The following is an 11950-nucleotide window of genomic DNA, read 5'->3' on the forward strand; positions in this document are numbered from 1 at the left end:
TTTTTTCGGTGCCTTGTTTGGTATGCAGGGTGATCTTGACCTGCCCGTAGACGACCCAGAAGGCGCCATTGGCGGCATCGCCGTGACTGACGATCGGCGTATGGGCCTTGGTCTGCGCCGATTTGGTGCTGAATACGATGTCGTCGAGCTGTTGCTCGTCGAGCATTTTGAACAGGCTGGTGTTGGCCAGAATATTTTTCAGATTGGCGCTGTCGTCAGTGGTTGTGGCTAAAGCGGGTATCACAAATTCATCCTTAGGCACTGCGGTAAGTGCGTCAATACGCATATTTTCCGGTGAAAATATCGTGAATGTTGCGGGAGATCATGGACGCTGATAGTAGCGATATGCTAATTCTTCATACATGATGCAGATCAATTTTTTTGCGGATGGATTCGATTGAGTGTCGATCAATACGGCATCCGGTAGCGATATCCGTGGTAATTCAGCACCACTGCGCCGCGCAGCATTTTTTCCAGAACCAGGCCGGGTGCGACGGTATCGCCTTCGCGCAGCAACTGGTTGTTGACCAGCAGCGAACGCTCGGCCCGGTTGCCGGAATAGATGTAGCCGCTGATGACCAGCGCTGGAATCGCTCTCTGGATCTGGGGCGGCAGTTCGTCCAGCGTCTGCAGTTCCGGCTCGGGTGCATCGGTCGCCGCCGCCGCCGGCAATGCCGGTTTTTGGACGAGCGGGGCGGCGGCAATCGGCCGCGGCGCGGTGCTGGCAGCGGCTTTCGGCTTGCTCGGCTTGCTTGCTGGCGGCGGCACAGTTTTGCGCTGCGGCGCAAGTGGAGTGCGCGTCGATGGCGGCAATGCCGGCGTAGCCGGCGGTGTTGTCGCCACGACGGTTGCCGGCTTGCGTGCCTGCGCTTGCGGCAGCGCAGTGCCGGGCTGCCAAGGCCGCAGCCAGGCCAGCGCGGCCAGGATCGCGAGCAGCGCCGCCAGCCCGCCCCAGCGCGCTGCGCGGCGCCGCAGCGGTGCGCGGTCGCTGGGAGCGGCGGCAAATGCCGCCGGCGCATGGATATTCGGCAGCGCGCCCAGCGCGCGTTGCGCTTCGGCCTTTTTCAGGGCATCCAGAATGTACGACATTATCTTTTCGGCTCCGTAGTGGCGATCCCGACTTGGGACAGGCGCGGCTCATCGATGCCGGCGGCACGGTTCAGGTGCATGAAGGTCATCGGGCCGACCACGCCGTCGGCGACCAGCCCGTGGGCGCGCTGGAACTGTTGCACCTGGCGCGTCAGGGCCGGGCTGAATGGCTGGCCGGGCGGTTGCGCCAGCTGGGTCGCAATCCAGTCGACTTCGGCGCCCTGCGTGCCCGCGCCGAACGCCAGGCCGGCGATGTCGCGCGCGGTCGGGGTGCGCCAGAAGGTCACTATCTGGCCGCGAAATTGCGCCTCCAGCGCGGCCAGCGGCACGGTGATGCTGGCATTGCCTTTGCGCAAAGTGGCGTTGGCCGGGGTCAGGCCGGCCAGCAGCGCGTAGTAGCGGACATTGGTGCGATCCTGCAGGGTCAGAATCGCCGGGCGATCGAGTTGCGCCAGTGCTGCCAAATCGATGTCGTTGGCAACATAACAGCTCACGCGTTGTTGCTGCACGGCCTGGCAGGGCAGTCCTTCCGGCAACGCAAAGCCCCACAGCTGCGCCAGTTGGCGGTAAGCGTCCTGGCGCTCCGGCCAGCCGGCGTCTGCTTGCAGCGGTGCCGTTGCAGCGGCCGGCCGCGGGGCGGGGCGGGCTTGGGCGGAAGTAATGCGAACGGGCTGGTCCGGCTTGCCTGGTCCGCGCTGCAGCTTCCAGCCGAAAGCCAGGGCGGCGGCGATGATGGCGCCGGCCATCAGCCAAGTCAGGCGCGATCGGATCGCCGGTGCGCCAGTCGCCGGCGCAGCGCCGAACACTTCACGCGCGGCCTGCCTGACCAGCGCGCGGTCGACCGTGTGCTGGTCCCTGCTGTATGCGCCCAGCAATGCGCGGTCGCACAGCAGGTTGATGCGGCGCGGCACCCCTTGCGTGAGGCGATGAATCTGCCGCGTCAGCGTCGCCGGAAATGCGCTGGCGGCAAGCATGCCGGCCACTGCCAGCCGATGCCGGATATAGTGCGCGGTTTCCGGCGCCGACAGCGGTCCCAGGTGGTAGCGGGCGATCACGCGCTGGGACAGTTGTTCCAGCTCCGGCCGGGCCAGCATGCTGCGCAGTTCGGGCTGGCCGATCAGGATAATTTGCAGCAGTTTGCTTTGGCTGGTTTCCAGATTGGTCAGCAGCCGCAATTGTTCCAGCACCTCGGCCGACAGGCTTTGCGCTTCGTCGATGATCAGGACGCTGTGCCGGCCCTCGGCGTGGGCGGCCAGCAGGCAGGCATTGAGCGCATCGACGCACTTCTTGGCCGATGCAGCCTCGCCAGCGCCGTGCGGCAGGCCGATGCCGAATTCGGCGCAGATGGTCTGCAGCAATTCCGGCACCGTCAGCTTCGGGTTGAAGATATAGGCGACGTTGCAGTTGGCCGGAATCTGTTCCAGCAGGCAGCGGCAGACGGTGGTCTTGCCGGTTCCGATTTCGCCGGTCAGCAGCACGAAACCGCCGCCGCTGCCGACGCCGTACAGCAAATGCGCCAGCGCTTCCCGATGCTGTTCGCTCATGAACAGGTAGCGCGGATCGGGGGCGATCGAGAACGGCGCTTGTTGCAAACTGAAGAATTGGGTGTACATGGCAGCCAGTGGATGATCCAGCGGCAAGGCTAGCATGCCGGCCACCGGGCATGCCGCAGCACTTTCGCGGATTCTCGTCTAAAAATAGATTTATCTGGAGTATAGGTAAAAACCATGCAGTTTCCGCACCATTTTATGTGATATATAAAAATACAATATATAGTATTTAAGCGGCTGCAGCATTTGTGCGATGGTTGCGCGATCACAAACTGCCGCGGCGTCGCTTCAGGCAATATTATCTACTGCAGTTGTTGCGCAATCATGAGAATCCTCAATCTGCGGGTGGCGACATGGCAAAAAAATCCTTCCCCTTGTCCAAAGTCTATCGTTTGCTCGAACCCGGGCCGGTGGTGCTGGTCACCACCTTTAGCAAAGGCCGGGCCAACATCATGACGATGTCGTGGCACACCATGCTGGAGTTCGAGCCGCCGCTGGTGGGCTGCGTGGTCAGCAGCCGGAATTTTTCATTCGCCGCGCTGAAGGCGAGCAAGGAGTGCGTGCTCAACATCCCGACCGTGCAACTGGCGTCGCACGTGGTTGGCTGCGGCAACACATCCGGACGCCAGGTCGACAAGTTCAAGCTGTTCGGCCTGACGCCGGTCGCCGCAGCCTGCGTCAAGCCGCCGCTGATCGACGAGTGCTATGCGAACCTGGAATGCCGAGTGGTCGATACCAAGCTGGTCGCCAAATACAATTTCTTCATTCTCGAAGTGCTGCAAGCCTGGATCATCCCGCTGAAAAAAACGCTGCCGCAGACCCTCCACCACCGCGGCAAGGGCGTGTTCATGGTGGCCGGCGAAACCATCAAGCTGCCGTCCAGGATGCCCTGAACGCCGGCCTTAGCGACCCGGTTGCAGGCGAATCAACTGGCCGCGGTCTTCGTCGGTCAGCAGATACAGCAAGCCGTCCGGCCCTTCGCGCACGTCGCGGATGCGCTGGTCGAGCTGTTGCAGCAGGCGCTGTTCCCGCACCACCTTGCCATCGCGCAATTCCAGGCGCAGCAACAGATGAAATTTCAGCGAGCCGACAAACAGGTTGCCTTGCCAGCCCGGGCCGTAGCGCGCGCTGCGCAGGAAGGCCATGCCGGACGGCGCAATCGACGGCGTCCACTGGTACAGCGGCTGTTCCATGCCGGGCCGGGCGGTCAGGCCGGCGCCGATCTTGCCGCCGCCGTAGTTCTCGCCGTAGGTGATGACGGGCCAGCCGTAGTTCTTGCCCGCTTCGGGCAGGTTGATTTCGTCGCCGCCTTGCGGGCCGTGCTCGTGGGTCCAGAGCCGGCCGTCCGGCCCCAGCGTGGCGCCCTGCATGTTGCGATGGCCGATGCTCCAGATTTCCGGCAGGGCGCCGGCCGTGCCGACAAACGGGTTGTCCGGCGGCACGCTGCCGTCCTTGCGCAGCCGCACCACCTTGCCGAGGTGGTTGGCCAGATTTTGCGCTTCCTGCATACGGAAGAAGCGCTCGCCCAGCGTCAGGAACAGCGTGCCGTCGGTGTTTTCCACGATGCGGCAGCCGAAATGCAGGCTGCTGCGGACCCTCGGACGCTGCCTGAACAGCACCGTGACCTGCTCCAGCCGCTGGCCGTCCGGCGACAGCCGGGCCGAAGCCAGCGCGGTCGCGTTGCCGGCGATGCCAGGCTCTGCGTAGCAAAAGTAGATGGTACGGTTGCGCACAAAATCGCTGTCGGCCGCCACATCGAGCAAGCCGCCCTGGCCGACCGCATCGACCTGCGGCACCCCGGCAATCGGCGGCCCCAGCGCGCCGTCCGGCTGCACCAGCCGCAAGCGTCCCGGGCGCTCGGTAACCAGCATGCGGCCGTCGCCGATAAAAGCCAGCGCCCACGGGTGTTCCAGATCCCCGGCCAGGACTTCAACCCGCAGCTCGGGGGCGGGCTGGGCGCCGGCCGCCGCGCATATCACGGCCATTCCCAGTGCGGCTGCCAGACAGGAAAACCGGGGTTGTCCAAAATGCAGGCACAAGGGCTGCCTTCTCATGCGGAATTATTTGCGGACTTGTTTTTCAATCGATTGCTGGCGCAAGCTGATGCGCGACAACTCGGTCATCTCCTCGGCCAGAAATTCCATCAGATCATCGACGCTGACCACCCCGACCAATGTGCCGCTGCTGTTGATCACCGGCAGCCGGCGCACGCCCTTGACGCGCATCTGTTCTATGGTTTCGTGCACATCGGCATCTTCGCTGGTAGACAGCAACTCGGTACTCATGATGTCGCCCACTTCGATGCTCTTCGAGTCCAGTCCTTCGGCCGTGATCGACACCACGATGTCGCGGTCGGTCAGTATGCCGACCGGCATCAGGCTGCCATCCACTTCATCGACCACGATCAGATCGCCGACATGGTGCTGGCGCATCAGCAACGCAGCTTCCAGCACGCTCGCCTCACGCTTGCAATGGACTGCCTCCAACGTAGAAATTCCACCGATCCGCATCTTGTTCTCCTTACCCCTTGCTGCAACACTAGCGCCGGTCGGATCGGGCAATTTTGATCTTTCGCAAACCAGCCCGCTATCCCCCTTAAATCGACGGCTTGATGTTCTGGTTGTGCCGGAACAGGTTGTGCGGGTCGTACTGGTTTTTCACCTGTACCAGACGCTGATAATTCGGCCCGTAGGCGGCGCTGATCCGGCTGCTTTCGTCCTGGGTCAGGAAGTTGACATAGACGCTGCCGCTGGCGTACGGCGCTGCCGCATCGAAAAATGCGCGGGCCCAGGCGATGCATTTGGCGTCTTCGGCCGGATCGTTCCAGCGGGTGTGGACGTTCATTGCATACAGCGTATCGCGGTTGGCATAGGCGGTGGCGTCGGGTGCCGGCCGGCTGGCTTGGCCGCCGATCAGGCCCAGGAAGATTTCGCACTGCGGCCCGGGCAGCTGGCCTGCGTAGCGGATCACGGTGTCGATCGCAGCATCGCTGAGCGCCGAAAAATTATGCGATTTCCAGTAATTGCGCGCCCCCGGCGCCAGCAGCGGGTCGAAGGTTTTCTGCCAGGCGCTGTACGGCTGGACGCCGATGAATTCGCCGCAAGGCTGGCCGATGCTGCGCAGCGGTTCGATCGCGCGCCGGCCGTCCTCGATGTCGCCGGCGTAAAAGATGGCGAGCACCACCACTTCCTTGCCATGCACTTCCGGCGCCAGGAACGGCAGCGGCGGCGCTTGGCGCAGCACCGCCCACACGCTCAGGTCTTCCGGCATGCCGTCGACGAAGTCGCGGTAGCGGGTCAGCACTTGCTTGGCCTGGTCGAACGGGAACACCAGCAGTCCGGTCAGCACTTCGGGGCCGAACGGATGCAGCGCAAATTCGAACAGCGTGACCACGCCGAAGTTGCCGCCGCCGCCGCGGATCGCCCAGAACAGCTCCGGATGCTTGGCGGCGCTGACCCACAGCCGCTTGCCGTCGGCGGTGACGATTTCGGCCGCGACCAAGTTGTCGACCGACATCCCGTGCCGGCGAGAAAGCCAGCCGAAGCCGCCGCCCAGCGTCAGGCCGGCGACGCCGGTGGTCGAGTTGATGCCCAGCGGCGTGGCCAGCCCGAAGGCTTGCGCCTCATGGTCGAAGTCGGCCAGCGTGGCGCCGGCTTCCACATAGGCGAGGCGCGCCTCGGGGTCGATCCAGACCGATTGCATCAGCGACAGGTCGAGCATCAGGCCGCCGTCGCAGACCGCGTTGCCGGCGATATTGTGGCCGCCGCCGCGCACCGCCAGCAGCAGATCGTGCTCGCGCGCAAAGTTGACCGCGGACATCACATCGGACGTCCCGGAGCAACGCGCGATCAGCGCCGGGCGGCGGTCGATCATCGCGTTCCAGATGCTGCGCGCTTCATCGTAGCCGGGATCGTCAGGCAGCAGCAGCGGCCCGCGCAACGCCGCCCTGAAATTTTCGATCGCGCTATCGTCGATGTTGGCCATCATGTACCTCCACGGAATTGGATGCGCCCGCATGCCGCTGCCATCCACTGCTTACAGTATGGTGGCGGTTTTTGCGTCGATTTTGATATTCATCAATACTGCATTTGCTGATTTGATATCGGCATATCCTGCCGGCAAGTTGCAACCTCCGCAGCATGCTGCGGTACCCCTGCTGCGTCGGCTGCGAAAAACCGCTCCGTTCTGTTCCTGAAAAAGCAAATCCTTGATTTGGCGTATAATTTCCGTCTACGATTCAGCGCCGATTTGAGAAACAGCTTGCGGGCGCAATGGGGGAGGCAGGCAACGCCGCTCCGCCATAAATACAGCTAAAGTGGAAGATGACCCGACCCGCTTTAAGGAGACCGCACGACTCCTGGCTAGTCGGGTTTTTTGCTTTTTGAGAACGACACTATGACACGCACCGCCATCTCCGCCACCGAAGCCACCCTGCGCGAGCTGCTCGCCAAACGCATCCTGATCCTGGACGGCGCGATGGGCACCATGATCCAGCAGTACAAGCTGACCGAGCAGGATTACCGCGGCGGGCCAAACGGGCGCTTCGCCGATTTCGCCGCGCCGGTGGCGGCCGATGGTGCGGCAAGCACGCGCGAATTGTTCGTCAAGGGCAACAACGAGCTGCTGACGCTGACCCAGCCGCAGATCATTTCCGAAATCCACGAGCAGTACCTGGCCGCCGGCGCCGACCTGATCGAGACCAATACCTTCGGCGCCACCAGCGTGGCGCAGGACGATTACCACATGGGACATCTGGCCTACGAGATGAACCTGCAGGCCGCCAGGCTGGCGCGCGCCGCCTGCGACAAGTATTCCAGTGCCGACAAGCCGCGCTTCGTCGCCGGCGCGCTGGGGCCGACCCCGAAGACCGCCTCGATCTCGCCCGACGTCAACGACCCGGCCGCGCGCAACGTGACCTTCGACCAGCTGGTGGCTGCCTATCTGGAACAGACCCGGGCACTGGTCGAGGGCGGCGCCGACGTGCTGCTGGTCGAAACCATTTTCGACACGCTGAACTGCAAGGCCGCGCTGTTCGCAATCGACACTTTCTTCGAGGAATCCAAGGGTAACGGAAAAGCGAAGCTGCCGATCATGATTTCCGGCACCGTCACCGATGCGTCGGGGCGCATCCTGTCGGGCCAGACCGTGCCGGCATTCTGGAATTCGGTGCGTCATGCGAAGCCGCTGACGATCGGGCTGAACTGCGCGCTGGGCGCGGCGCTGATGCGGCCGTATGCGGAAGAACTGTCGACCATCGCCGACACCTTCGTCTGCATCTATCCGAACGCCGGCCTGCCGAACCCGATGAGCGACACCGGTTTCGACGAATTGCCGGCCGACACTTCTTCGCTCTTGAAGGATTTCGCCGAAAGCGGCTTCATCAACGTCGCTGGCGGCTGCTGCGGCACCACGCCGGCCCACATCAAGGCGATTGCCGAAGTGGTCAGGGACATCGCGCCGCGCCGGATTCCCGAGGTGCCGCAGGCGATGCGGCTGGCCGGGCTGGAGCCGTTCACGATCGACGACAGCTCGCTGTTCGTCAATGTCGGCGAACGCACCAACGTCACCGGCTCCAAGGCATTCGCGCGGATGATCCTGGGCGAGCAGTACGATGCCGCGCTGGCGGTGGCGCGGCAGCAGGTCGAGAACGGCGCGCAGATCATCGACATCAACATGGATGAGGCGATGCTCGATTCGGTGGCCGCGATGACGCGCTTTTTGAACCTGATCGCGTCCGAGCCCGACATCGCGCGGGTGCCGATCATGATCGACTCCAGCAAATGGTCGGTGATCGAGGCCGGGCTGAAGTGCGTGCAGGGCAAGGCGGTGGTGAACTCGATCTCGATGAAGGAAGGCGAGGAAGAATTCCTGCGCCAGGCCAGGCTGTGCCGCCGCTACGGCGCGGCGGCGATCGTGATGGCCTTCGACGAAAAGGGCCAGGCCGACACCTTCGAGCGCAAGACCGAAATCTGCAAGCGCGCCTACGATTTGCTGATAGACAAGCTCGACTTTCCGCCGGAAGACATCATCTTCGACCCGAACATCTTCGCGATTGCGACCGGCATCGAGGAACACAACAATTACGCGGTCGATTTCATCAACGCCACGCGCTGGATCAAGGAAAACCTGCCGCATGCGAAGATTTCCGGCGGGGTTTCCAACGTCAGTTTTTCCTTCCGCGGCAACGATCCGGCGCGCGAAGCGATCCATACGGTATTCCTGTACCACGCGATCCAGGCCGGCATGACGATGGGCATCGTCAACGCCGGCATGGTCGGGGTCTACGACAATATCCCGGCTGAGTTGCGCGAGCGGGTCGAGGACGTGGTGCTGAACCGGCGTGAGGATGCGACCGAGCGCATGATCGAAATCGCCGGCACCCTGAAGGCCGGCGACAAGAAGGAAGAAGCGACGCTCGAGTGGCGCAACGGCACCGTGCAGCAGCGGCTGTCGCATGCGCTGGTCACCGGCACCACCAACTGGATCGTCGAGGATACCGAAGAAGCGCGCCAGCAATTGCTGGCCAACGGCGGACGGCCGATCCACGTGATCGAAGGGCCGCTGATGGACGGCATGAACATCGTCGGCGACCTGTTCGGTCAGGGCAAGATGTTCCTGCCGCAGGTGGTGAAGTCGGCGCGCGTGATGAAGCAGGCGGTCGCGCACCTGATCCCGTTCATCGAGGCCGAAAAACTGCTGGAAGAACAGCGCACCGGGTTCAAAGCCAAGCCTAAGGGCAAGATCGTGATCGCGACCGTGAAAGGCGACGTGCACGATATCGGCAAGAACATCGTGTCGGTGGTGCTGCAATGCAATAACTTCGAAGTGGTGAACATGGGCGTGATGGTGCCGTGCTCGGAAATTCTGGCACGTGCCAAGGTTGAAGGCGCCGATATCGTCGGCCTTTCCGGCCTGATCACGCCGTCGCTGGAAGAGATGGCGCACGTCGCCAGGGAAATGCAGCGCGACCCGCATTTCCGCATGCTGAAGATTCCGTTGATGATCGGCGGCGCCACCACTTCGCGCGCCCACACCGCAGTCAAGATCGCGGTCAATTACGAAGGGCCGGTGGTGTATGTGCCGGATGCTTCGCGTTCGGTCTCGGTCGCGCAATCGCTGCTGACGCCGGAGTCGCGCGATCAGTATCTGGCCGAGATTGCGACCGATTACGAGCGCATCCGGCATCAGCATGCGAACAAGAAAACGGTGCCGATGTTGTCGCTGGCGGGGGCGCGCGCCAACAAGATGCGGGTTGCGTTCGAGGGCGAGTGCGCGCCGGTGAAGCCGAAGTTCATCGGCCGCCGGGTGTTCAGGAATGTCGACCTGAACATCATCGCGCAGTACATCGACTGGGGCCCGTTCTTCCAGACCTGGGATCTGGCCGGGCCGTTCCCCGCCATCCTGCAGGACCCGGTGGTCGGCGAGACCGCCAGCAAGGTGTTTGCCGAAGGGCAGGCGCTGCTGAAGCGGGTGATCGAAGGCCGCTGGCTGACCGCCAACGGCGTCGTCGCCCTGCTGCCGGCCAACAGCATCAACGATGACGACATCGAAATCTATACCGACGACAGCCGCACCGAAGTCGCGTTCACCTATTACGGATTGCGCCAGCAGGGCGAGAAACCGGTGATCGACGGCGTGGCGCGCCCGAACCAGTGCCTGGCCGACTTCATCGCGCCGAAATCCTCCGGCGTCAAAGACTACATCGGCATGTTCGCAGTCACCGCCGGCATCGGCATCGAGAAATACGAAAAGCGCTTCGAGGATGCGTTTGACGATTATTCGTCGATTCTGCTGAAATCGCTGGCCGACCGCTTGGCCGAAGCCTTCGCCGAGTACCTGCACCAGCGCGTGCGGACCGATTTGTGGGGCTATGCAGCGCAGGAGCAACTGGACAAGAACGCGCTGATCAAGGAAAGCTACAAGGGCATCCGGCCGGCGCCCGGCTATCCGGCCTGCCCCGAACACACGGTCAAGGCCGACATGTTCAAGCTGCTGCAATGCGACGAGATCGGCATGCAGCTGACTGATTCGTTCGCGATGTATCCGGGCGCGGCAGTATCGGGTTTCTATTTTGCGCATCCGCAGTCGAAGTATTTCAGCGTCGGCAAGATCGGCCCCGATCAGATCGACGACATGGTGGCGCGCCGCGGTGCCAGCCGGGACGACGTCGAGCGCTGGCTGGCGCCGAATTTGTAAGTTTTTTGCGGAGATAACCGGCATTATGATGCATCGCACATTTCGGAAATATCCATCGACCACATGATCAGTTTTGACGATATCAAGTTGGCAGTCGGTACCCGCATGCAAATCACGCTCAGGCGCGGCGCGCAGCCGTTGATTTATTACACCACCCTGATCGGTTATGTGAGCGGCGAATACCTGCTGCTGAAAATTCCGTTCGAGCATGGACTCGCGGTTCCGCTGCAAAATGGCGAGGACATCACCGTGCGCGTCTTCTCCGGCATGAGCGTCTTCACGTTTTCTTGCAGCGTGGATTCGATTTTCCTCAGCCCGCGTTTTTACATGCACCTCACTTTCCCCAGCCAAATCCAGGCCACCGCATTGCGCAAAGCGGTCAGGGTCAAGGTGCAATTGCCGGTACACATCAGAGGCACCGAGGAACACGGCACCATTACCGACCTCAGCGTGGTCGGTGCGCAGATCATTGCAGATGTCGCGCTGGGCCAACCTGAAGCGAAGATTCCGCTGTCGTTTTCGTTTCAGATCAAGCCGGGCAATCAAGAGGTGCTGATCGAAACCCGCGCAACCATTCGCAGCCAGCGTATGTTGCCGGCTACCAAAAAGGGTGGGCCGGCGCGTTTTTTATACGGCGTGTTGTTCGATGATCTCGATCCGACCAACCAGGCGATGCTGCAGAATCTGATCTACGAATCCCTGCTGGGATTGCCGGCAATATCGACTTGATGCACGGGTATGCTGAAATACTGGCTATGTAGCACTTTGCTGTTGAATTGCTGTCCAACCTTTGACATTCAATGTTTATGGAGGGCAAAGCCGTGAAAACAGCGAACTTCAAAACGTGGCTGGAGCAACTCAATGCTCTGAACCGGGGACAAAAAGAGCGCCTGCGCAGTGAACTGGACCGGCGGGGGGATGCAGAAGAAGTCATCCGGTTGATCGAGCAAGGTTTGCAGGAAAAGCCGCTCTGTCCGCACTGCGGCAACACGCAACTGCAGCGCTGGGGCACCAGTTGCGGGTTGCAACGCTACCGTTGCCGCCAATGTCGGCACACCTTCAATGCCCTGACGCACACCCCGCTGGCGCGCCTGCGCCACAAAGACCGGTGGCTC

The 11950-nt window shown here is 62.3% G+C and carries 9 protein-coding genes and 1 pseudogene; 4 read left to right on the forward strand and 6 right to left on the reverse strand.

The window, feature by feature from the left end; genetic code table 11:
- The 3 genes from HMCN_RS17925 to HMCN_RS0115180 form a co-directional block, all read right to left on the reverse strand.
- Positions 1–244: hypothetical protein (locus HMCN_RS17925; protein ID WP_238552195.1), on the reverse strand; the 244-nt coding region annotated here is incomplete at its 3' end.
- A gap of 164 nt (positions 245–408) precedes the next feature.
- Positions 409–1089 (reverse strand): general secretion pathway protein GspB, encoded by a 681-nt coding sequence (locus HMCN_RS0115175; protein WP_025918173.1) that lies wholly within the window; start codon positions 1087–1089, stop codon positions 409–411.
- Complete coding sequence (locus tag HMCN_RS0115180) at positions 1089–2738, reverse strand: AAA family ATPase (RefSeq protein WP_369792160.1); 1650 nt, start codon at positions 2736–2738, stop codon at positions 1089–1091. The genes HMCN_RS0115175 and HMCN_RS0115180 overlap by 1 nt, the downstream gene beginning before the upstream one ends.
- Positions 2739–2992: 254 nt before the next feature.
- On the opposite strand from HMCN_RS0115180, the gene HMCN_RS0115185 reads away from it, so the two are divergent.
- Positions 2993–3532: a flavin reductase family protein gene (locus HMCN_RS0115185; RefSeq protein ID WP_025918175.1), complete on the forward strand. Its 540-nt coding sequence runs from the start codon at positions 2993–2995 to the stop codon at positions 3530–3532.
- Positions 3533–3541: 9 nt separating this feature from the next.
- Here the strand turns inward: HMCN_RS0115185 and HMCN_RS0115190 are convergent, their stop codons facing one another.
- From HMCN_RS0115190 to HMCN_RS0115200, 3 genes are all read right to left on the reverse strand, one after another.
- Positions 3542–4624 carry a PQQ-dependent sugar dehydrogenase gene (locus HMCN_RS0115190; RefSeq protein ID WP_035627462.1) on the reverse strand — a complete coding sequence of 361 codons (1083 nt, stop codon included), beginning with the start codon at positions 4622–4624 and terminating at the stop codon, positions 3542–3544.
- 75 nt (positions 4625–4699) lie between these two features.
- A complete protein-coding gene (locus HMCN_RS0115195; protein WP_025918177.1) occupies positions 4700–5149 on the reverse strand; it encodes a CBS domain-containing protein in 450 nt (149 codons plus the stop codon).
- Between the two features lie 85 nt (positions 5150–5234).
- The gene (locus tag HMCN_RS0115200; protein ID WP_025918178.1) at positions 5235–6623 is read right to left on the reverse strand and encodes an FAD-binding oxidoreductase; all 1389 of its coding nucleotides are present in this window, start codon (positions 6621–6623) and stop codon (positions 5235–5237) included.
- Between the two features lie 411 nt (positions 6624–7034).
- Here HMCN_RS0115200 and metH point away from each other — a divergent pair, with 411 nt between their 5' ends.
- From metH to HMCN_RS20160, 3 genes and pseudogenes are all read left to right on the forward strand, one after another.
- Positions 7035–10835: a methionine synthase gene (gene metH, locus HMCN_RS0115210; protein WP_025918180.1), complete on the forward strand. Its 3801-nt coding sequence runs from the start codon at positions 7035–7037 to the stop codon at positions 10833–10835.
- Positions 10836–10898: 63 nt separating this feature from the next.
- On the forward strand, positions 10899–11564 hold the full coding sequence (locus HMCN_RS0115215) for a flagellar brake protein (protein ID WP_025918181.1): 666 nt from the start codon (positions 10899–10901) through the stop codon (positions 11562–11564).
- 77 nt (positions 11565–11641) lie between these two features.
- A pseudogene (locus tag HMCN_RS20160) lies at positions 11642–11950 on the forward strand (IS1595 family transposase); the annotation flags it as partial.

The organism is Herminiimonas sp. CN, assembly GCF_000622895.1.
GTDB lineage: Bacteria > Pseudomonadota > Gammaproteobacteria > Burkholderiales > Burkholderiaceae_D > AVCC01.

Coding starts and splice junctions, on each gene's coding strand:
- HMCN_RS0115175 (WP_025918173.1), bottom strand. CDS start 1,089: ATGTCGTACATTCTGGATGCCCTGAAAAAGGCCGAAGCGCAACGCGCG.
- HMCN_RS0115180 (WP_369792160.1), bottom strand. CDS start 2,738: ATGCTAGCCTTGCCGCTGGATCATCCACTGGCTGCCATGTACACCCAA.
- HMCN_RS0115185 (WP_025918175.1), top strand. CDS start 2,993: ATGGCAAAAAAATCCTTCCCCTTGTCCAAAGTCTATCGTTTGCTCGAA.
- HMCN_RS0115190 (WP_035627462.1), bottom strand. CDS start 4,624: ATGGCCGTGATATGCGCGGCGGCCGGCGCCCAGCCCGCCCCCGAGCTG.
- HMCN_RS0115195 (WP_025918177.1), bottom strand. CDS start 5,149: ATGCGGATCGGTGGAATTTCTACGTTGGAGGCAGTCCATTGCAAGCGT.
- HMCN_RS0115200 (WP_025918178.1), bottom strand. CDS start 6,623: ATGGCCAACATCGACGATAGCGCGATCGAAAATTTCAGGGCGGCGTTG.
- metH (WP_025918180.1), top strand. CDS start 7,035: ATGACACGCACCGCCATCTCCGCCACCGAAGCCACCCTGCGCGAGCTG.
- HMCN_RS0115215 (WP_025918181.1), top strand. CDS start 10,899: ATGATCAGTTTTGACGATATCAAGTTGGCAGTCGGTACCCGCATGCAA.